Source organism: Streptomyces sp. NPDC048258 (assembly GCF_043201995.1).
Taxonomy (GTDB): Bacteria; Actinomycetota; Actinomycetes; order Streptomycetales; family Streptomycetaceae; genus Streptomyces.
In genome coordinates this window covers 43,056-62,701 of sequence record NZ_JBICZH010000029.1, presented here as the reverse complement: position 1 = coordinate 62,701, position 19,646 = coordinate 43,056, and the positions used below count along the sequence as shown (strand labels likewise).

General features: G+C 71.2%; 20 protein-coding genes and 1 pseudogene. 11 read left to right on the top strand and 10 right to left on the bottom strand.

Annotation, left to right across the window (positions count from 1 at the left end):
* Positions 1 to 1,466 precede the first annotated feature (1,466 nt).
* Complete coding sequence (locus ACGFYQ_RS37880) at positions 1,467 to 2,183, top strand: hypothetical protein (RefSeq protein WP_393751221.1); 717 nt, start codon at positions 1,467 to 1,469, stop codon at positions 2,181 to 2,183.
* Positions 2,180 to 2,653: a MarR family transcriptional regulator gene (locus ACGFYQ_RS37875; protein WP_393751219.1), complete on the top strand. Its 474-nt coding sequence runs from the start codon at positions 2,180 to 2,182 to the stop codon at positions 2,651 to 2,653. The genes ACGFYQ_RS37880 and ACGFYQ_RS37875 overlap by 4 nt, the downstream gene beginning before the upstream one ends.
* 132 nt (positions 2,654 to 2,785) lie before the next feature.
* Here ACGFYQ_RS37875 and tpg read toward each other — a convergent pair whose 3' ends face one another.
* The 7 genes from tpg to ACGFYQ_RS37840 all read right to left on the bottom strand — a co-directional run bounded on the left by tpg (position 2,786) and on the right by ACGFYQ_RS37840 (position 11,110).
* Positions 2,786 to 3,340 (bottom strand): telomere-protecting terminal protein Tpg, encoded by a 555-nt coding sequence (gene tpg, locus ACGFYQ_RS37870; protein WP_393751217.1) that lies wholly within the window; start codon positions 3,338 to 3,340, stop codon positions 2,786 to 2,788.
* A gap of 3 nt (positions 3,341 to 3,343) precedes the next feature.
* Positions 3,344 to 5,899, bottom strand: coding sequence for a telomere-associated protein Tap (gene tap, locus ACGFYQ_RS37865; protein ID WP_393751215.1), 2,556 nt, complete (start codon positions 5,897 to 5,899; stop codon positions 3,344 to 3,346).
* A 124-nt stretch (positions 5,900 to 6,023) separates the two neighbouring features.
* Entirely contained in the window at positions 6,024 to 6,932 is a 909-nt protein-coding gene (locus ACGFYQ_RS37860) for a ParB/RepB/Spo0J family partition protein (RefSeq protein ID WP_393751213.1), read from the bottom strand.
* Positions 6,929 to 8,185 carry a ParA family protein gene (locus tag ACGFYQ_RS37855; RefSeq protein WP_393751211.1) on the bottom strand — a complete coding sequence of 419 codons (1,257 nt, stop codon included), beginning with the start codon at positions 8,183 to 8,185 and terminating at the stop codon, positions 6,929 to 6,931. The genes ACGFYQ_RS37860 and ACGFYQ_RS37855 overlap by 4 nt, the downstream gene beginning before the upstream one ends.
* Positions 8,186 to 8,356: 171 nt before the next feature.
* On the bottom strand, positions 8,357 to 9,004 hold the full coding sequence (locus ACGFYQ_RS37850) for a ScbR family autoregulator-binding transcription factor (protein WP_393751208.1): 648 nt from the start codon (positions 9,002 to 9,004) through the stop codon (positions 8,357 to 8,359).
* 262 nt (positions 9,005 to 9,266) lie between these two features.
* A complete protein-coding gene (locus ACGFYQ_RS37845) occupies positions 9,267 to 9,725 on the bottom strand; it encodes a carboxymuconolactone decarboxylase family protein (protein WP_393751206.1) in 459 nt (152 codons plus the stop codon).
* A gap of 104 nt (positions 9,726 to 9,829) precedes the next feature.
* Positions 9,830 to 11,110 carry an FAD-dependent monooxygenase gene (locus ACGFYQ_RS37840; RefSeq protein WP_393751204.1) on the bottom strand — a complete coding sequence of 427 codons (1,281 nt, stop codon included), beginning with the start codon at positions 11,108 to 11,110 and terminating at the stop codon, positions 9,830 to 9,832.
* A 91-nt stretch (positions 11,111 to 11,201) separates the two neighbouring features.
* On the opposite strand from ACGFYQ_RS37840, the gene ACGFYQ_RS37835 reads away from it, so the two are divergent.
* From ACGFYQ_RS37835 to ACGFYQ_RS37825, 3 genes are all read left to right on the top strand, one after another.
* On the top strand, positions 11,202 to 11,996 hold the full coding sequence (locus tag ACGFYQ_RS37835; RefSeq protein ID WP_393751201.1) for a TetR/AcrR family transcriptional regulator: 795 nt from the start codon (positions 11,202 to 11,204) through the stop codon (positions 11,994 to 11,996).
* Positions 11,997 to 12,836: 840 nt separating this feature from the next.
* Entirely contained in the window at positions 12,837 to 14,009 is a 1,173-nt protein-coding gene (locus ACGFYQ_RS37830) for an epoxide hydrolase family protein (protein WP_393751199.1), read from the top strand.
* Between the two features lie 33 nt (positions 14,010 to 14,042).
* Entirely contained in the window at positions 14,043 to 14,549 is a 507-nt protein-coding gene (locus ACGFYQ_RS37825) for a DinB family protein (RefSeq protein WP_393751197.1), read from the top strand.
* A 23-nt stretch (positions 14,550 to 14,572) separates the two neighbouring features.
* Here the strand turns inward: ACGFYQ_RS37825 and ACGFYQ_RS37820 are convergent, their stop codons facing one another.
* Positions 14,573 to 15,121 carry a flavoprotein gene (locus ACGFYQ_RS37820; protein ID WP_393751195.1) on the bottom strand — a complete coding sequence of 183 codons (549 nt, stop codon included), beginning with the start codon at positions 15,119 to 15,121 and terminating at the stop codon, positions 14,573 to 14,575.
* Between the two features lie 59 nt (positions 15,122 to 15,180).
* On the opposite strand from ACGFYQ_RS37820, the gene ACGFYQ_RS37815 reads away from it, so the two are divergent.
* Positions 15,181 to 15,597: an SgcJ/EcaC family oxidoreductase gene (locus tag ACGFYQ_RS37815; protein ID WP_393751193.1), complete on the top strand. Its 417-nt coding sequence runs from the start codon at positions 15,181 to 15,183 to the stop codon at positions 15,595 to 15,597.
* Positions 15,598 to 15,670: 73 nt separating this feature from the next.
* Here ACGFYQ_RS37815 and ACGFYQ_RS37810 read toward each other — a convergent pair.
* Positions 15,671 to 16,045, bottom strand: a pseudogene (locus tag ACGFYQ_RS37810) (alpha/beta fold hydrolase); the annotation flags it as partial.
* On the opposite strand from ACGFYQ_RS37810, the gene ACGFYQ_RS37805 reads away from it, so the two are divergent.
* The 5 genes from ACGFYQ_RS37805 (at position 15,962) to ACGFYQ_RS37785 (ending at position 19,138) form a co-directional block, all read left to right on the top strand.
* Positions 15,962 to 16,141, top strand: coding sequence for a hypothetical protein (locus ACGFYQ_RS37805; protein ID WP_393751225.1), 180 nt, complete (start codon positions 15,962 to 15,964; stop codon positions 16,139 to 16,141). The pseudogene ACGFYQ_RS37810 and the gene ACGFYQ_RS37805 overlap by 84 nt on opposite strands.
* 199 nt (positions 16,142 to 16,340) lie before the next feature.
* On the top strand, positions 16,341 to 16,892 hold the full coding sequence (locus ACGFYQ_RS37800; RefSeq protein WP_393751191.1) for a dihydrofolate reductase family protein: 552 nt from the start codon (positions 16,341 to 16,343) through the stop codon (positions 16,890 to 16,892).
* A gap of 38 nt (positions 16,893 to 16,930) precedes the next feature.
* Positions 16,931 to 17,143, top strand: coding sequence for a DUF4287 domain-containing protein (locus ACGFYQ_RS37795; protein WP_393751189.1), 213 nt, complete (start codon positions 16,931 to 16,933; stop codon positions 17,141 to 17,143).
* Positions 17,144 to 17,270: 127 nt separating this feature from the next.
* Positions 17,271 to 18,113 carry an NAD(P)H-binding protein gene (locus ACGFYQ_RS37790; protein WP_393751187.1) on the top strand — a complete coding sequence of 281 codons (843 nt, stop codon included), beginning with the start codon at positions 17,271 to 17,273 and terminating at the stop codon, positions 18,111 to 18,113.
* A gap of 32 nt (positions 18,114 to 18,145) precedes the next feature.
* Entirely contained in the window at positions 18,146 to 19,138 is a 993-nt protein-coding gene (locus tag ACGFYQ_RS37785) for an AraC family transcriptional regulator (protein ID WP_393751185.1), read from the top strand.
* Here ACGFYQ_RS37785 and ACGFYQ_RS37780 read toward each other — a convergent pair.
* Positions 19,131 to 19,628, bottom strand: a complete 498-nt coding sequence (locus ACGFYQ_RS37780; protein ID WP_393751183.1) for a GNAT family N-acetyltransferase — start codon at positions 19,626 to 19,628, stop codon at positions 19,131 to 19,133. The two genes, ACGFYQ_RS37785 and ACGFYQ_RS37780, sit on opposite strands and share 8 nt — an antisense overlap.
* Positions 19,629 to 19,646 lie beyond the last annotated feature (18 nt).

Below are 19,646 nucleotides of genomic sequence, written 5' to 3'. Positions count from 1 at the left end.
TTCCCTGAGCGCTGCGCGCTCAGGATGGAACGGGCTCGCTGCGCTCGCCCGAGGGGGAGCCGCCTCGCTGCGCTCGGCGGGGCTCGGCTTCGCCGAGCTAGAGCCGGCCCTTCGGGCCGGGGTCCTCCGCGCTGTGCGCGGAGAACAGAGTGGCCTCGGCGGAAGGACTCTTAGCTTCACTTTGCTGCGCGCTCAGGATGGAACGGGCTCGCTGCGCTCGCCCGAGGGGGAGCCGCCTCGCTGCGCTCGGCGGGGCTCCGCTTCGCGGAGCTAACGCCCGGCCCTTCGGGAAAGTGTCCTTCGCTTCGCTCTGGTCCCTCAGTGCTGAGCGCTGAGCAGAGAGTGGGTTCGCAAGGCTTAGCCGTCCCCCCTTCGAGGGGAGGACCCTTCGCTCCGTTTCGGGTCTCAAAGCATTGCCCGCCGTGCTAACGAGCCGCCTCGCTGCGCTCGGCGGGGCTCGGCTCCGCCGAGCTAGTGCCAGGCCCTTCGGGCCGGAGTCCTCCGCTTCGCTGCGGACAGTTGGGTTCCGCTGCGCTCCACCCGAACAGGGTCCGCTCCGCGGACGAGTCCGAACTTGCCCGGGAAGTGGCCCCGTTTCAAGGCGCCAAACTAAAACTGGCCCTTCGGTGTCCTCCGGTTTGCTCTGGCCCCTCGGCGTAGCAACGCCGAGGGGCCAGAGCGGCTTGGTTTCGCTCACCCGTCCCGCCCTCCGGAGGGAGGACCCTTCGCTTCGCTTCGGGTCTCACAGCGCTGCGCGCTATACCAACGAATCGCCTCGCTACGCTCGGCGGGGCCCGCTAGGCGGGCCCGGGGGCAGTCCTTTGGGCTGGGAGCTCCGCTTCGCTGCGGAGGCTGGTGGGGTCTGTGACTTTGGGAGGGGAGGGGTTCTGGGGGGCCTCGGGCTGTTAACGGCGTTAACGCCCTCAAGTGGGGGCTGATTCAAAGTGGCGTGTGGATAAAGATGGGAATCGGTCAGATTGCATGGGGTGTTGGAGGTGGGCTGGGGGTGGGGTGGGCTTCTTTTGGGGGTGAGGGGGCGTCAGGAAGTTGGGCTGGGGGACGGGTTGGAGGCGGCGTTCAGTTCGCGCAGCGCGGCAGGAGACGGCCTATATAAGGTACGGAGATGCGTTGCCGCAGGTCAGGGGGGGTGCGGGGGGAAAGTTATGTCCCTTCAGGAGGGACATAACTCGGGGGATGTGTCGCTGCTAGGGGGACAGAACGCGCGTAAAACGTCAGTGGGGCTGACGGTATTTGGGCTAAAACGTCGGGGCGGCTGACGTTTTATGGGGGATGTGTCGGCGAACTGCTGGAGAGCTGGGTGGGGTTGGGTGGAGGGTGGCGTGAAGGCGATGGGGAGGCGGTGGCTGAGATGTGTCCCTGCTGGGGGGACATAAGACACGCCGAACGTCAACGAGCGTGACACTTGTGTCACCCTTGTTGACATACTCTCCCTGCAGATCAACGAAGTGGAGAGCAGCCTCGTGTCATCAGAGCCACAACGGCGTCGGCGGAGTCCGGCGGGTGCGCCGCGTCCTGATCTCCCCGTTGATGATGCGATCTCGGCGTGGAGTCAGCCGCTGGCTCCGGTCAAGGACCTGGACAGCCTGGCGAAGCGGTACCCGAGCCGGAAGCTGACGCTGGACGGTGAGCGCAAGCCGCTGGAGTTCTACGGGACGCTGAATCAGCCGAATGCGTTCTCGATGGACAGCCTCGAGTTCTTCCTGGTTATCGCCCAGTACTTCCGGGAAGCCTTGCCGCTGAGGCTGATCCTGCTGCTCATCGCATGCCAGCGAGCGGGGGGGCGGATTCCTCTTACGCAGGAGGAGATGGCTACCATCCTGGACGTCAGTCGGACAAAGACGTCGGAGGCGCTGCACACCGTCATGTCTCATGGGATCGTCTTCAAGGTGCGGCGGGGTGTGTACCAGTTCAACCCGCCCTACAGTTACCGGGTGGCCGAGTTCATCCCGGGGACGGAGATGACGGGTGAGTTCGTGAAGGTGGAGCAGCACAGCACCATCTCGCAGATCCGCAGTGATACGAGCCTGCCCGACCTGGTGCGGTTCCCGTCGCTGGACCACATGCGGCAGGCCATCGAGGAACTGCGGGCCGAACGGGCCAAAGAGCGCGCTGCGCGTCGGCTGAGCCGGGCGAAGCGCACGGAAGAAGGGACAGCTCAGTGAGCACCTTGCGATTCGCTGCGGTCAACGCCGACGGGCTTCTCTCCGACCTTGACCTTCCGCCTGCGGCCTACCGCGTGCTGCTGAAGCTGCGTTCGCTGAGCGAGCCTGGCGGGCGGATCCTCATCGACCAGGCCACCGTCGGTGGGCTGCTGGAGCTCAGCCGGCCTAGTGTCAACGCCGCCCTGCGGAGCCTGGAGCTCGCGAAGCTGGTGCGGAAGGTCCGTAACGGGGTGTACCAGATCAACCCGATGCTGGCCGGGTACAACTCCTTCGAGGACGCTGTCGCCGCCGTGAACGACATGGCGGCGGAGGAGCGGCTCGACGCGCGGGGGTATGTCGCCAGCTACCACCAGGCGGTGGCGGCGTATCAGGACCAGCTGGCCGAGCAGCGGAAGAAGCGGGCCGCGCAGGCGGTGGCGAAGAAGGCTGCGGAGTCGAAGCGGCGGAGGACGTTGCACGCCGTGGGGTGAAGCGCCTCGCAGGCTTGTGAGGGGTGGATGAGGGTCCCGGGGTGTCCCGGGACCCTTTTGGGGTTTCATGGGCTTGGAGGGGCCGTTGAGGGGCTGGGAAGGGCCGTTGGGTCCTGCCTCGCGGGGTGTTCGCTAGAAAGCGAAGTCCACGTAGTCGATGTCCGTGAACTCGACCAGCAGGCTCGTGGCGCGGGCGCCGTTGTCCTTGAAGTAGATCTCCTGGAGGGCTTCGGCCGCGATCTGCCGGAGTTGGGGCTCGGCGGCGCCGGCTTCCTGGGCGGCGAAGAGGCGGCCCGCGTACTCCGGGGGGAGGTGCTGGGTGATGCGGCGCATGCGGCCGTCGTCGGTCGTGCCGGGGGCCGCGGTGAAGCCGAAGCGGGCGCGGGTCTCGATGACCAGGCCCGTGGTCCTGGCCGCCTTGTCGCGGGCGCGCTTGCGGACCAGGGGCTGCCAGCGGCGGCGTACCTCGGCTTCGAGGCGGGCGGCGAGTTCGGGCTTGGGCTGCTTGATCTGGTTCTTGACGTAGCGCTCGACGGTGCGCTGGGAGATGCCGAGCGTCGCCGCCACGGCCCTTGTCGATTTGAGCTGCTTGACGAGGAAGCGCATCTGGGCGCCCGCCGACTTGGGGATCGGGCGGGTGAAGTGCTGTTCGTCGGCCTTGGTCAGGCTGTCTGAGATGTCGGACATGTGTTACTCGCCGTCTGCTGCTGCGTCGTGGCCCTTGATGTGGCGGGCGGGATTGAGGCCCTCGTCGAGCAATCCGACGGCCCAGAGGAGGGGCTGCGTGCCCTCGTGCTTGACCATGCCCGGGCTGACGCCGAGACGGAAGCCGCCGGGGAGGGGCTTTCCGTCGGGGGTGCGCGGGAGGAAGTCGAGGGGGCTGGGGCCGTCGGAGAGGTACACCGCGCAGTCGGAGAGGACCGCGATGGGGTGCAGGCCCGCTGTGGTGGCGAGCTTGTTCATCTTGCGGTGCATGTTCACGCGGGCCGTGGAGATGACGGCGGCGCGGATGTCGGGGCGCCAGGTGGGGCGTTCGAGGGCGGGCCAGCGCTCGCCGGGGCGGTAGCCGGCGCCCTGGGGGCGTTCGCGGAGCTTGCCGATGCCGCCCTTGACCGTGGATTTGATCGCCGAGAGGACCGCTGTGGGGATGGGGGCGTCCTGTTTGTGTGTCGTCATCGCCTTGAGGAACTCGGGTTCGGGCATGGCCGAGGTGACGCCGAGGTCCGCCATGGTGGCCATGTAGGCGTCGCGGAGGCGGGTGTACCAGGCGTCGAGGTACGGGCCGCACTCGGGACGGAGCCAGGCCTCGGTGGGGTGGACCTCGTGGCCGAGTTCCTGAGCGTAGGCGAGGGTCGGGGTGGCGTACCAGGCGGGGCCGGTCGGGGGCTTGCCGTGCGGGGTGAAGGGGCTGGGGAGGCGGGGGTCGAGGGAGATCGCGGAGAGGTCCGCCAGCCAGCAGCCGGGGGTCGACGGGTCGAAGCGGGGGCCCTTGGTGTGGGTCGCGGGGCCGAGGCCGACGGTGAGGCGGTTCGCGGCGGCGGCGAAGGCCATGTTGACGTCGATGCCGACGGCGTGGGTGAGGGTGCACTCGGCGTCGGTGAGGAGTTCCGGGTCGCGGATCCAGTCGTAGGCCTCTTCGTCGAGGACCTGGTCCGGGGTGCGCTGGTGGGAGCGCGGGTAGAGGGATGCGACCACGGGGTGCTCGTCGGGGGCCTCCGGGGGCGCCGGGTCGACGGGGCGGGTGAGGGAGCCGGGGACCGGGGCCGATTCCCAGGTGTTGGTCTCGGGGTTGCGGGCGGCCCGGGTGGGGGGACGGAGGGCCGTCATGAGTTCGAGGCCGGTCACTGCCGTGGAGCCGCGGGGGGTGAGGACGCGGGTGGCGTACGTGGTGAGCAGCGCGGCGAGTTCGGGCGCCGGGAGGTCGGCGGTGTCCTCGCCCCAGGCGCGGGGGTCGAGGGCGCCCCAGGGGAGGATCGCGAGCTGGACGCACTGGCGGCCGGTGGTGGGGGTGGCGGGGCGGTAGATGCGGGGCCAGGGGCCGAAGCCGCGGCGGGTGAGCTGCCACTTGCTCTTGGCGAGCTGCTTGAGGGTGGGGTGGTTGTCGGGGAGGCGGAGGGCGCGGCGGTCTTCGAGGGTGAGGGGCAGGCCGAAGGCCTCGGTGGCGGCTGCGGTGAGGACGAGGAGGGGGTCGCCGTCCTTGCCGTTGCGGTGGAGGCGGGGGGAGCGGAGGTCGGCGTCGGGGCCGAGGGCCCAGGTGATGAGGGCGGGGAGGCCGCCGGTGGTGGGGTGGTCGAGGATCTGGCCGCCGGTGGTGTGGGCGTGGCCGGCGCCGTCCAGGACGGCGAGGGGGCCGTTGCCCGCCGGGGGGGTGTTGGGTGTGGGGGGCTGGGGCTTTGCCCCAGGGCCCCGGTGGGGGGTGGGGGGTGTGGTGCGGGGGCGCGTGGGGGTGCGGGTGGGGGCCTGCGGCGTTCCCTTGCCCGCCGCTTCCCGGAACTGGGGTTCCGCCCCAGGCCCCGGGTGGGGGGTGGGGGTGGGTGCCGGGGATTCGGGCTCGGGGGTGGGCCCTGCGCCTTCGGCGGGGGCCGTGGGGGGCGGGGTTGGGGCCTGGGGCTGTGCGACGGGTGCCGGGTGCGGGGTGGGCGGCACGGGCACGGGCTCGGTGCCGTCGGTGGGCGTTGCCGGGGATGTGGGCGTGCCGGGGGTGGGGGCCTGTGGCGTTGTTCCGCTGCCAGGCGCTTCCCGGGGCTGGGGCGTCGTTCCTGGCCCCGGGTGGGGGGTGGAGGTGGGTGCGGGGGATCCGGCCTCGGGGGTGGGCCCTGCGCCTTCGGCGCGGGGGGCGGACGCGGGGGGGTGGGGCTGCGTCTCGGATGCCGAGGTCGGCGTCGGATGTGCGGGCGTGCCGGGGGTGGGGTCGTCTGCGCCTTCGGCGGGGGGTGTGGGGTTAACGGCGTTAACGGCGTTAAGGGGGTGGAGGGTGGAGAGGCCCTCCAGGAGGCGGGCGTAGGCCGCGCGTTTGGGGGGGCGGGGGGAGGTGCGGCCGGTTTCCCAGGAGGTGACCGTTTCGCGGCGGACCGCCAGGGCCTTGGCGATCTGGTCCTGGCTCAGGCCGGCGGCCTCGCGCAGGCGCTTGCGCTCGTCCGGGTGGGGGAGCGGGTCCTGGGCGGCCTCTTCGAGCAGGGCGTCGACCGCTGCGAAGAGGCCGTCCTGCTCGTTGGTGTCGGGGTGGGTGTTTCGGTTGTTCGGCATCGGTACCTCCACCAGGGAGCCTATGCGAATCGCACCGCTGAACGCACATGAAACGCACGTGGGGGCGTTAACGGCGTTAATGCCGTCAGCGCCCCCGGCGTGGGTGGTGCCTCAGATGCCCCGCTCAGATTCGCAGCATGAGGAGTTCCGTGACGGCCTTGAGGTCGTCCGGGGTGAGATGCGCGGTGAGGGCGTCCGCGATCGTTTCCGGAGAGATCGTGGAGATCGTGATCCGGGGGGAGGGAGAAGGGGAGGGAGGAGGGGAAGGTGGGGGGTTAACGGCGTTAACGGTGTTGGCCGGTGCCGTGCGTTGGCGGGGGGGATTAACGGCGTTAACGGTTTCGTCCGCGGCGGCCTGCTGGGCTTCCTGGGGGAGGCGGCCGATGCGGCGGGCCGGTTCGACCTTGAGCTCGCCCGTCTCCACCTTCTCCTGGAGGGTGGGGGTGAGGTTCAGGAGGGTCAGGCGCTGGGAGACCCAGGCCGCCGTCTTGCCGAGGCGCTTGGCGACCTGGGCCTGGGAGCCGTGGACGTCGACGAGTTCCTGGAGGGCGCGGGCCTGGTCCATGGGGGCCACGTCGACGCGGTGGACGTTGGCGATCAGGGCCGATTCGAGGATGTCCGCCGCGGAGGTGGAGAGGGAGTCGTTGACGTGGATCTGGATGGTTTTCAGGCCTGCCAGGTGGGCTGCCGCCAGGCGGCGGTTGCCGTCGATCACGACGTACGGGGCGCGGCCCAGCCCGTCGGTGGTGCCCGGGTGGGCCTCCATGAAGGCCATCCGGGTGGCGACCGCGAGGGGTTGGAGCTGGCCCCGGGCGGTGAGGGATGCCGCCAGTTCTTCGAGTTCCGTGAGGTCCTCGCGGAGGTTGAACGGATTGTGGGCCAGGGCGTCGATGGGGACCTCGGAGGGGGGGACCACTCCGGAGGTGGGGGCGCCGGTGGCTTCCGCGATCGCCGCGCGGCGGGAGCTGACGCCCGCCGGCTGGGCCCGGGCGAAGGATGCCGAGACGCCGAGTTTGTCGGCCTTGCTGCTCATGAGATCTCCCGGGCGAGGGCGCGCAGGGCGACGGCTTGGTCGCCCTTGGGGGCGTAGACGAAGAGGGGTTGCTTCACGCGGACCGCTTCGCGCTGTTCCTTGAGGTCGGGGACGACGGCGACGACCCGGGGATCCTTTATGTCCATCCAGGCCTGGAGGGAGGAGGTCGCGATGTAGCCGCGGCGGCCGTCGTAGAGGTTGACGACGAGGCCGAGGTAGTCGATGTCGAGGCTGAGGTCGTCGCGCAGGTCGTTGATCTGGGAGGTGAGGAGGTCGTAGGCGTCCGCCGAGGAGTCCTCCGCCTGTACGACGATCAGCGCGCCGGAGGCGCCCGGCTGTTCGGTGTCGCGGCGGCGGCCGTAGTAGATGGCCGCGTCCATGCTCAGGCCGAGGCTCGGGGGGCAGTCGACGAGGATGACGTCGTAGTCGGACTCGACGGGGGCCAGGGCGCGTTCGAGGGCGGCCTCGCGGGCGCGGACGGTGGAGAGGCGGACGTCGAGGAGGAAGGCGTCCGTGCAGGCGGGGAGGATGTGCAGCCGGTCGCCGAAGCGCTCGTCCGCGATGGGGACGATCAGGTCGGAGAGCGGGCCCTTGGTCTCGCCGGCCATGTGGCAGGTGAGGCTGTCGCCGCCGATCGGGAGCGGCTGCTGGCCGAGCTGCTTGGTGAGGTGGCCCTGGGGGTCGAAGTCGATCAGCAGGACGCGCATGCCCAGGCCCGGGAGGTCCTCCAGGTCCAGGGAGGTGGATGCCGGATCCGGCTGGTGGTCCTCGTCCGACGTGAGGCGGGCCAGTTGGCGGGCGACGCGGACGGGGTGGAGGGTCGAGGGGTCCTCGGCGAGGGCCTCGGCGGTGCCCGCGGTGATGGCGGTCTTGCCGACTCCGCCCTTCTGGTTGCACACGATGATGCGGCGTACGACGGAGGGCCGCTTGACCGTGGGGGCCGGGTTCATCTCCAGCCAGAGGCTGACGGCCTGGGCGAGTCCCTGGATGAGGGAGACGCCGCGGTCCTTGGAGTCGGCGCGGAAGGACTCCCACTGGCCGGCGGGCAGCCAGGTGGAGAACGATTCGGCGCCGGAGGTGTCGACGGGGGAGGGGGCGGAGGCGAGCGCGCTCCAGTGGGCGATCCCCTGGTGGACGGCGTCCTGGATGTCCACCCGCAGTTGGGCGGTGCGGATTTTCAACTCCTGGCGCAGCCACGGGGGGAGTTTGGAGACGACCTTCTCTCGGTCGCTCTGAGACGAGGGCGAAGTCATGAGAGGGACTTTACTAACGTTCGTGGGTGCTCGTGGGCGCCACGCTTGAGTTTTGCTAACGAAGTGGCGCCCTTCCGGTTCCGGATACGCGACAGGGCGGCCTCGCACACGCCGTAGCGAGCACCCCCGTGGTTCGCCACGGCGTGTGCGAGGCCGCCCTGGATACGCCGGTCAGGCGGGCAGAGCGAGTTCGGCCCGGCACGCGGGTGAGCCCGCCGGGTCGAAGTGGGGGATCCGGTGCGCTGGCACGATCCCGGGGAGGAGGAGGTTCCACAGGTCGATGACCCGGGTGTGGAGGTCCTCGCGGCCGGTGCGGACGTGGGAGGTGACCTGGATCCCGGTGAACGAGCCGACCAGGAAGGTCGAGAGGTCGTACACGTCGAGCGACGGGAGGACGTCGCCGCGTTCCTGGGCCGGTGTCAGACAGCCGTGGCAGGTGTCGATCCAGGTGTTGTACGGGGTGGGGTCGGGGTTCGTGAAGGAGCCGAACTCGATGACCAGGCGGATGCCGGCGCGGATGCGGACGTTGGTGCGCAGCCCGAACGCCATCTGGTGGGTGAGGTCGATGACCGTCTGGAGCCCCGGGTTCTCGATGGCGGGGACGCCCTCGGAGACCTGGAACTGCTCGTCCATCAGGGTGCGGGCGAGGGCTTCCTTGGACTGGAAGTGGAAGTACAGGGCGCCCTTGGTGACTCCGGCGTGCTTGACCACGTCGCTGAGGCTGGTGCCGCCGAAGCCGGCGTGGTCGAAGGCGATGGCCGCGCCGTCCAGGATGGCCTGCCGGGTGATCTCGGCCCGTTCCTGCCTGACCCTCGCCACGTGTGCGTCTCCTGGTCGGTCGGTGTGCGGGCTGGTCCCGCGGGGGGTCAATCTAGTCGGCGGACGGCGAAGAAAACCAGTCGACCAGTACTTTTTTTGGTGGGCTGGTGGGCTGGTGGGCTGGTGCGTTGGTGGGTTCGTTAGAGGGCGTGGGGCGTTAACGGCGTTAACGGCGTTAACGCCGTTAACGGTGGCGGACCCTTAACGCCGTTAACGCCGTTAAGGGTCCCCTGGGGCGGGGCGGGGCGGGGGGCGTCGCGGGTCAGGCCCAGGGGGTGCCCGCCTGCTGGTGGGTGGCGAGGTTGATGCGGTTCCAGACGTTGACCATGGAGATGGAGAGGAGCAGCGCGGCGAGCTGCTGCTCGTCGTAGTGCTTGGCCGCATCCTCGTAGACGTCGTCGGGGACGGCGTTGCTGCGGTCGGCGACGCGGGTCACGGCCTCGGCGAGGGCGAGGGCGGCGCGTTCGGCGTCCGAGAAGTACGGGGTGTCGCGCCAGCCGGCGATGACGTGGATGCGGTCGTCGGTCTCGCCGTGCTTCTTGGCGATCTTGTGGTGCATGTCGAGGCAGACGCCGCAGCCGTTGATCTGGCTGGCCCGGATGTGGACGAGTTCGAGGGTGCGCTCGCTGATGCCGGTGTCGGTGACGGTCTTGCCGACCGCGATGAGGGCCGCCATGGCGCCGGGGACGACGAGGGCGGGGTTTCCCATGCGTGCGTTCATTGTGATCTCCCTGGGTGGTGGTTCCGGTGTGGGGCTCCGGTGGGGGCCTTCACTGCACTGACGGAGCCGCGGGCGGGAGTGTGACCGCTCTCGGGAACTTCTTTTCAGCGGGTCGTTCGCGTGGTTCCGGCGCTCTCGCGGGCGGTCGCGTAGGTGGGGAGGGGAAGCGTCGTGACCTCCGCGCCGGCCTTCAGCATCCAGTCGAGGACGCGGCGCCGGCTGAGCATGCCGTTGCGCAGGAACAGGCCGAGCCTCGATGCCGGGGCGAGGAAGGGGCCCGTACGGTCGCCGCTCTTCTGGCAGCCCTGGGCGTAGGTACGGAGCAGGGACTCGTAGCGGGCGAAGGCACCCCGGTGGTCCTCGGGCGAGCGGGAGAGCTCGCCCGCCAGGACGTACGCGGCGACGATCCCGGTGCCGGTTCCCATGCCGCCGATGGTCGCGCCGCAGGCGGCGTCGCCGACGAGGGCGATCCGGCCGGTGGACCAGGTGGGGACGTCGGCGCGGCTGATGGAGTCGAAGTAGAGGTCGTCGGCGGTGGTGAGGGAGTCGAGGAGGTGGTCGACCTTCCAGGGGAGGCCCGCGAAGGCCTGCTTGAGGATCGCCTTGTGGGCCTCGGGGTCGTGGCGGTCGTACGTGAGCTCGGGGGACGCGAAGACGAGGAAGGCGCCGGCCCGGGTGGGGTCGGTCCGGGAGGCGCCGACGCTGGCCAGGCGGCCGGGGGCGTTGTAGCCGATGGAGCCGGTGCCGGGGCGGAGGTTCAGGTCGTTGGGGAGGGTCCAGGTGGCGGCGTAGTGGCCGAGGTGGGTGACGTGGTCGGACTCCGGGCCGAAGGCGAGGCGGCGGACGTTGGAGTGGAGGCCGTCGGCGCCGATGACGAGGTCGAAGGTGCGGGGCGGGGAGTCGCGGAAGGTGACGTCCACGCCGGTGGCGGTCTCGGTGAGGGAGGTGACCGAGTCCCCGAAGACGTACTCGGTGAAGGGGAGCGAGGCCTCGTGGAGGACGCGGGAGAGGTCGCCGCGCAGGACTTCGATGTCGCCGCCGGCGAACTCGGCCGGGAGGTGGAGGAGCTGCTTGCCGTCGGCGTCGACGAAGGTCATGGGGGAGCCGCCGGTCTGGATGCGGCGGAGGTCTTCGAGGATGCCCATGCGTCGGAGGACGGAGAGGTGGGTCTCGCCGCGGAAGTCGACGGCCTGGCCGCCGGGGCGGAGGGCGGGGGCGAGTTCGACGACGGTGGGGCGGAAGCCGTGGCGGCCGAGCCAGTGGGCGAGGGCGGGGCCGGCGATGCTCGCGCCGGAGACGAGGACGGTGCGGGCGCCCGCCGCGGGCTGGTGCGGGAGGAACTGGGGCTGGGGCTGGGGCTGGGGACGGGGCTGGGCCTGGGGCATGGGGACTCCCTTGAGTAACTGTGTCCGGCGGACACTGAAGCGCTACCGTGTACGGTAGACGCAGTTTTCGCGCGAGCGCAAGGGGATTCCGATGACGAATGAGCAGTGGGGCGCGGCGGTGCGGTTGTTGTGGGGGCCGCCGGCCAAGCCCGCACGGGGGCCGAAGCGGGGGCTCACGCTGGAGGGGATCGCTCTGGCGGGGATCGGGATCGCCGACGCGGAGGGGCTGGGCGCGGTGTCGATGCAGCGGGTGGCCGGTGAGTTGGCGGTCACGAAGATGGCGCTGTACCGGTACGTGCCGGGGAAGGCGGAGCTGGTCGCGTTGATGGTGGAGGGGGCGATGCCGGTGCCGGTGCCTGCGGCGCCGGGGGTGGGGGCGGGGGCTTATGCGGGGGCGGAGCCCGGTGGGGGGTGGCGGGAGCGGTTGGAGGCGTGGGCGCGGGAGTTGCTCGGGGGGTTCCGGCGGCATCCGTGGATGTTGGAGGCGACGGTCGGGGTACGGGTGATGGGCCCGCGGGAGCTGGGGTGGATGGAGCGGGCGCTCGCGGCGCTGGACGGGTGCGGGCTGAGCGGGGCGGAAGCGATGGACGCGGTCGTGCTGCTGGCCGGGCATGTACGGGGGATCGCGGAGCAGGAGCGGGCGGCCGGGGCTGGTGCGGGTGGCGGGGTCGGCGCCGGGGCTGGTGAGGGCGAGGGGCCCGATGCGCAGCTCGCGGTGATGCTGGGTGAGGTGATGCGGACGCACGGGGCGGAGTTCCCGGCGCTCGGGGCGGCGTTGGCCTCGGCGGCGGAGCACGGGGGGCGGGACCAGGCGCTGGAGTTCGGGCTGGAGCGGATCCTGGACGGGCTCGGGCTGCTGGTTGCCCGGAGGGCGGGTGGGGCGTAGGGGTGGGGCGGCGTTAACGGCGTTAACGCCGTTAACGGTTCCCGGTCCTTCGGGTGGTGTGGGGCGGCGGCGTTAACGGCGTTAACGGTCGCGGGTCCTTCGGGTGGTGTGGGGCGGCGGCGTTAACGGCGTTAACGGTCCTGGGTCCTTCGGGTGGTGTGGGGCGGCGGCGTTAACGGCGTTAACGGTCCTGGGTCCCTCGGGAGGTGCGGGGCGGCCGCGTTAACGGCGTTAACGGGTCCTGGCTCCTTCGGGAGGAGGGCTGGGTTGGGGGCAGGGTTAGAGGTGGCCTGGGCGGAGCGCCCGGTGGGCGGGGTGGCGTTAACGGCGTTAACGCCGTTAACGGGCTCCGGTCCTCGGGGAGGGGATGTGGGCGGCACCGTTAACGGCGTTAACGGTGGAGCGGGCGGAGCGCCCAGGTCGGCGGGTCGCTGTTAACGGCGTTAAGAGGCCTTGGTCGTTCGGGCGGAGCGTGGGGACGGGCAGCGGCGTTAACGGCGTTAACGGTGGTCCGGTGGAGTGCTGGGTGGAGCGTTGCGAGGGTGGCGTTAACGCCGTTAACGGTCCCGGCTCCTTCGGGGGAGGGCCGGGTCTGGGCAGCAGGGTTAACGGCGTTAACGGTCGCCGGGTCCTTCGGGAGGTGCGGGGGGCGGGCGGTGGCAGCGTTAACGGCGTTAAGCGTGCGCGCGGGTGGGCGGCTTGGCGTTAACGGCGTTAACGCCGTTAACGGTGGCCGGGCGCAGTGCCCGGTGGGTGGAGTGGCGTTAACGGCGTTAAGGGTCCGCGGGGGCGGTGGGTGGCGTTAACGGCGTTGAGGGGGCGGCCTAGCATGGCCGGTCTATGAGCGATCTTGGGGAAGGGCTGCGCGGGTTTCGGCTCGACGTGGCGCAGGCGGAGTTGGACGACCTCGACGAGCGGCTGGGGCGGGTGCGGTGGCCCGATGAGCTGCCCGGGGTGGGACGGGCGTACGGGATGCCGCTCGGGGAGGTGCGGGAGCTCGTACGGTATTGGCGCGAGGAGTACGACTGGCGTGTGGCCGAGGCACGGTTGAACGACTGGCCGCAGTTCACCACGGTCATCGACGGGGCCCGCGTGCACTTCGCGCATCTGCGGTCGCCCGAGCCGGACGCCACCCCGCTGCTGATGACCCACGGCTGGCCGGGGTCCTTCGTGGAGTTCCAGCGGGTCGCGGGTCCGCTCACCGATCCGCGGGCGCACGGCGGTGATCCGGCCGATGCCTTCCACCTGGTGCTGCCGAGCATCCCCGGCTTCGGGTTGTCCGGGCCGACGACCGAGGCGGGCTGGGAGTTCAAGCGGGTCGCGCGGGCCTTCGGGGTGCTGATGGAACGGCTCGGGTACGCGGCGTACGGCGTCCAGGGCGGCGACTGGGGGGCCGCCGTATCGAGGGAGTTGGGGCGGTTGCGGCCCGGCAACGTGGTCGGGGTGCATCTGAACCTGTTGCCGGGCGGCGGGGCCACCGCCGAGCCGGGGGCCGAGGAGCTGGCCGCGCTGAGTCCCGCCGAGCAGGAGCGGACGCTGGCATCCTGGGAGCGGTACCGGGTGTGGGCGCGCGAGCGGCAGGGGTACGCCGACATCCAGGCGACCCGGCCGCAGACCCTCGCGTACGGACTGAACGACTCGCCCGTCGGGCTGCTGGCCTGGATCGGTGAGAAGTTCGCCGAGTGGAGCGACCCCCGGTACCCGATCGACCGGGACCAGATGCTGACCAACGTGATGCTGTACTGGCTGACCGGGACGGCCGGTTCCGCCGCCCGGATCTACTACGAGCGGGCGCACGCCGACTACGCCGGGCAGCCGCCCGAGGTGTCGCGGACGCCGACCGCCCTCGCCGACTTCCCGCGGGACAACTTCATCCCGCTGCGGCACGTGGCCGCGCGTACCGACCGGGTCGTGCGCTGGACCTCGTACGACCGGGGCGGGCACTTCCCGGCCATGGAGGTGCCGGAGCTGCTGGTGGGGGACGTACGGGAGTTCTTCCGGAAGCTCGGGTGAGCTCCGCGGGCCGGCGTCCGGCATGATCAGCCGATGATCGACGAACAGCGGACCCGGCCCGTACTGGCGGGCGACGAGCGCGCCACCTTGACCAGCGTCCTGCAGTGGCAGCGGGACACCCTGACGATGAAGTGCGCGGGGCTGACCGCCGAGCAGCTGAGGCGGAAGGCGGTGGCGCCGTCCGGGCTGAGCCTGCTGGGGCTGGTGCGGCATCTGGCGGAGGTGGAGCGCGGGTGGTTCCGCAACGTCCTGGGCGGTGAGGACGTGCGCGGCTACTTCCCGAAGAACGAGGCCGGGGAGCGGACCGAGTTCCACGTCGAGGACGCGGATCCGGCGGAGTCGTTCAGGATCTGGGAGGAGACCTGCGCGCGCTCGCGGGCGATCGTGGAGGCCGCCGAGTCCCTTGACGTGACGGGGCACTTCGGCGGCCAGCCGTACTCGCTGCACTACATCCTGGCTCACATGATCGAGGAGTACGCCCGGCACAACGGGCACGCGGACCTGTTGCGCGAGGCGATCGACGGGACGACGGGGGAGTGAGGGGGGGAGTCCCAGCACCTTCGCTAGGCCGGGGGCGTGCCCGCGCGGTCCACGGCGTTCAGGGCGAGCTGCCACGGGAAGTGCGGCGTCTCGTCCTGGCCGGCCGGGCCGGGGACGAAGCCGCCCTCGCCGTGGAGGAGTTCGACTCCCGCGCCGCGCAGGACGGCCAGGGACTGCTCGAACTGGGGGTGCGCGGCCAGGGCGGCGTTGGTACAGGGCATGGCGACGACCGGGGTGCCCTTGCCGATCGCCTCGGCGGCGACGCCGACGGCGAACCGGTCGGTGAGGCCGAGGGCCCAGGCGTTGACCGAGTTGAAGGTGGCGGGGGCGAAGAGCAGGGCGTCGGCAGGCGGCCAGACGTCGGGCTCGCCGGGCAGTTTGTACTGCCAGCGCACGGGGTGGCCGGTCAGGGCGGCCAGGCCGTCGAGGCTCCCGGCCAGCCAGTGCGCCGCAGTGGGGGTCAGTCCCAGGCACACGTCCCAGCCGCGGGTCTGGGCGTCCTCGATCGCGTGGGCCACGTCGAAGACGGGCTGGGCGGCGGAGCAGAGCAGGTAGAGAGTCCTCGTGGTCATGTCGCCATATGATCATATTGCTTGACCTCGACCATACTTGAGGGAGCAGGCTCGGGGTCATGGACACCGACATCACGGCGGAAGCCGCCGCAGCAGTCGAGGCGATCGCGCTGGTCGTCGCCACCGTCGAGCGCACGCAGCAGGCCAAGGACGCGGAGGGGTTCCTCGCCCTCTTCCACCCGGACGCGCTGTGGACCACCGCGCACGGGAAGGTCCTCATCGGCTTCGACGCGATCGCCGAGTTCACGCGGGCGGTGCTGCCGGCGGCGAGCTGGGACGGCAAGGTCACCTACGAGGTGGTGCACACGCAGTTCCTGCGCCCGGACGTGGCAGCGGTCAAGGTGCGCCAGCGCTACCACGGGGCGGACGGCGACCACAGCGAGGGCGCACCGCTGTACGTGATGACCCGGGAGCCGGACGGGCGCTGGCTGCTGACGGCCTGCCAGAACACCCAGGTGGTGGCGGACGCCCACTAGGAGGCGGTCCGCAGAAAGGGTGAGACCAGGGCGTGCAGGGCCGCCGGGTGGTCGAGGCGGACGTCGTGGCTCGCGGCCGGGACGGAGGCCTGTCGTGGGCGCGCGGACCGGCGGAGCATCCGCGCCGACTCGGCGGCCAGGTGTCGAGTCGGTCGCCGATCTCGCGCGGGGTGACGGGGTCGGCGGCGGCCGCGCCCGCCTCGACCAGGACCGGGCCGCGGACCAGGTCCGGGTGGGCGGACGCCGTCAGCATGGCGGTGTGGCCTCCGCGTGACTGGCCGACCAGGACCGGGCGGTCCAGCCCCAGTTGTGCGATGACGGCGACCACGTCCGCGGCGTAGGCCGCGCGGGAGACGTCCGCCGGGTGGCGTTCGGAGGCTCCGTGGCCGCGCTGGTCGACGGCCACGACGCGGTGGGCGGGGCGAGGGCCGTCGCGAGTGCGTCCCATTCGCACGTGGCCCGCGAGTCCGTGGAGCGGGACGACGGGGGTGCCGGGGGTGCCGGGGCCGTGGGGATCGCCGCCGTCGTGGCAGGAGAGGCGTAGGCCCTCCCGGGTGACGGTGCGTTCGATCCGCATCATCTGGTGATCATCCGACTTTTCCTCGCGGTGGGCGATGAGTTCGGGGCGGGGCCCGGGTCTACCCCTGTGACTGCGGGAAAGAGGTATGTGGACGGCGTCCACATATTCGGTTAGGCTACGGAACGTCCGATGTGGACGCCGTATACATCCAAGGGGAATCGTCATGCGCAAGGTCATCGCCTCCGTGTTCATCTCGCTCGACGGCGTCATCGAGGACCCGAGTTGGTCGATGCCGTTCTGGAACGAGGAGGCGGAGAAGTTCGCGGGCGAGCAGCTCGCCGCCAGCGACGCCCTGCTCCTGGGCCGGGTCACCTACGAAGGCATGGCGCCGGCCTGGACCGCACGCGCCGAGGGAGCCGACGCAGGCACCGAGCGGATGAACGCGATGCCGAAGTACGTCGCCACCAGCACCCTCGAGACCCCCGAGTGGAACGCCACCTTCCTGACGGGCGACCTCGCCGACGAGGTGGCGGCGCTCAAGCGCCAGGACGGCGGCGACCTGCTGGTCTACGGCAGCGGGCAGCTCGTCAACGCCCTCCTCGCCGACGACCTCATCGACGAACTGCGGCTGTGGACCCTCCCGGTGGTGGTGGGGAAGGGCAAGAAGCTCTTCGGGGAGGACTCCCCGGTCAAGACCTTCCGGCTGGTCGGGACCACCGACCTCGGCAGCGGCGCGCAGGTCCACGCCTACGCCCCCGCCACGCCTTCCGCCTGAGAGACGACCGGCATGACACGGAGACGGGACACCACGACATGACCGAGCCGGTGAAGGGCCCCGCCAGTTACTTCCCCTCGATCGAGAAGAAGTACGGCCGCCCGATCGCGGAGTGGAAGGACCTCATCCGGTCCTCGCCCCTGACCAAGCACATGGAGCTCGTCTCCTGGCTCAAGACCGAGCACGGCCTGGGGCACGGCCACGCCAACGCCCTCGTCGCGCACACCCTCGCCGAGGACAACGGCAGGTGAGCCGCCGCCGGGTCACCCGGCGGCGGGGTCGGGCCCGAGGGAGGCGTGACGCGTGCTGAGACGCACGCGTATGCAGGTGAGCTTTTCGGCTATGTTCCGTCTCGTGTGGCGGGGCTTGACTGTACCCATGACGCAGACGACGAAGAACCCCACGCACACACGGACCACCCTCGTCATCGGGGGCACCGGCAAGACCGGCCGGCGCGTCGCCGAGAAGCTGAGCGCACAGGGCCGCCCGGTCCGGGTCGGATCCCGCAGCGGCGAGCCGGCCTTCGACTGGAACGAACCCGCGAGCTGGCTCCCGGCGCTGGAGGGAGTGGACCGGGTGTACGTCACCTACTACCCCGACCTTGCCTTCCCCGGAGCCGCCGAGCAGGTCGGCGCCTTCGCCCGGGTGGCCGTGGCCGCCGGCGCGCGCCGCCTGGTGCTGCTGTCCGGGCGCGGCGAGGAGGCGGCGCGGCGCAGCGAGGAGGAGCTGAAGGCCTCCGGCGCCGACTGGACCGTCGTCAGGTCCAGCTGGTTCAACCAGAACTTCGACGAGAGCTTCTTCCTGGAGCCCGTACTGGCCGGCGAGATCGCCCTGCCCACGGCGGACGCCGTCGAAGCCTTCGTCGACACCGACGACGTCGCCGACGTGGTGGTCGCCGCCCTGACCGACGACCGGCACATCGGCAGGACCTACGAGTTGTCCGGCCCGCGCCTGCTCAGCTTCTTCGAGGTCGCCGCCGAGCTGTCGAAGGTGACCGGGCGCGAGATCGCGTACGTCCCGGTCTCGGACGCGGACTACCGCGCGGTGCTGCGCGAGAACGACCTGCCGGAGGACTTCGCCGAACTGTTCACCCTGATCCTGGACGGGCGCAACGCGCACCTGGTGCACGGGGTCGAGGAGGTACTGGGCCGTCCGCCCCGGGACTTCGCCGACTTCGTCCGCGAGGCGGCGGCGACCGGTGTCTGGGACCCGCGGTCCTGACGGAGAAGGGAAGGTACGGGGAGGATGGACGCATGGACACGCTGACCGGTCTCCTCGAAGGGCCCAAGGCCCGGAGCGCCTTCCTCCTCAAGTCCGTCCTCAACCCGCCGTGGGCGGTGCGCATCGAGGACCGCGCCCCGCTGTCGGTGGTGACGATGGTGCACGGTTCGGCGTGGCTGCTGCCCGACGCGGGGGAGCGGGTGCGGATCAGCCCCGGGGACGTGGCCGTGGTACGGGGGCCCGAGCCGTACACGGTCGCCGACTCCCCGGGCACCCCGGTGCAGATCAGGGTGGGGCCGGACCAGCGGTGCAGCACGGAGGGGGGCGTGGACGTCACCGACTCCATGGCGCTGGGCGTCCGTACCTGGGGCGCGGCCTCCCAGGACGCCGGGTCGGCGGTGTTGCTGAGCGGCACCTACCAGGCGCCGAGCGAGCTGGGCCGCCGGCTGCTGGGCGCGCTGCCCACGATCCTGGTCCGGCCGGCGGGGAGCGCGGACACCACGCTCATCACCCTGCTCGCCTCGGAGATCTCCCGGGACGAGCCGGGCCAGGAGGTCGTCCTGGACCGGCTGCTGGACCTGCTGCTGATCGGCGTACTGCGCACCTGGCTCGCGGCACCGGGCTCGGGCGCCCCGGCCTGGCACCGGGCGCAGGGCGATCCCGTGGTCGGCCCCGCGCTGCGGATGCTGCACGAGAACCCGGCGTACGGCTGGACGGTGGAGGAGCTGGCCCTCAAGGTCGGTGTGTCCCGGGCCTCGCTGGCCCGGCGCTTCACGGAGGTCGTCGGCGAGCCGCCGGTCGGCTATCTGACGGGCTGGCGGCTCGCCCTGGCCGCCGACCTGCTGCGCGAGCCGGACGCCACCGTCGAGACGGTGGCCCGACGCGTCGGCTACAGCAGCGCCTTCGCCCTGTCCACGGCCTTCAAACGGGTACGCGGGGTCAGCCCCCGGCAGTTCCGCTCGGGGGCGGCCGCTCCGGCCGCGGCGATGCCCGCGGGACCGTCGCGCACGGTGGTGCTCACGTAGTGCCCGTTCCGGCCGGAGCGTCCAGGGGCAGCACGCCGACCGGCTCGTCGCCGCTGAGCTCACCGGTGGGGCGGAAGCCCAGGCCCAGGTAGAAGGGCTCGGGGCTGCCTTCGCCGGTGTGCCAGCAGACGTACGCCGGGCCGAGGCCGCGGCGGCGGATCTCCTCGACGACCGCGTCGACCGCGAAGCGGCCGTAGCCCTTGCCCTGCCGGTCGGCGGAGATGTTCAGACGCCAGATGCCGGAGCGCCGGCCGGCCGGGTCCTTCGCCGGGTCCCAGACGATGTCGAGGAAGGCCATGACGAAACCGACCACCTCGTCGCCGTCGACGACGGCTCGGGGCCAGGCGACTTCGCCGTGGACGTATGCCTCGGCCAGGGACTTCGTCACCGGGGAGACCAGGTGTCCCTGGTCGGGGCGGACCTGTACCGCGCAGACCGCGTCGAAATTTTCGGCGGTGACGGGTTCCAGGCGGAGAGATGAGCTGATCATGTGGTCAGCGTAGGTCCT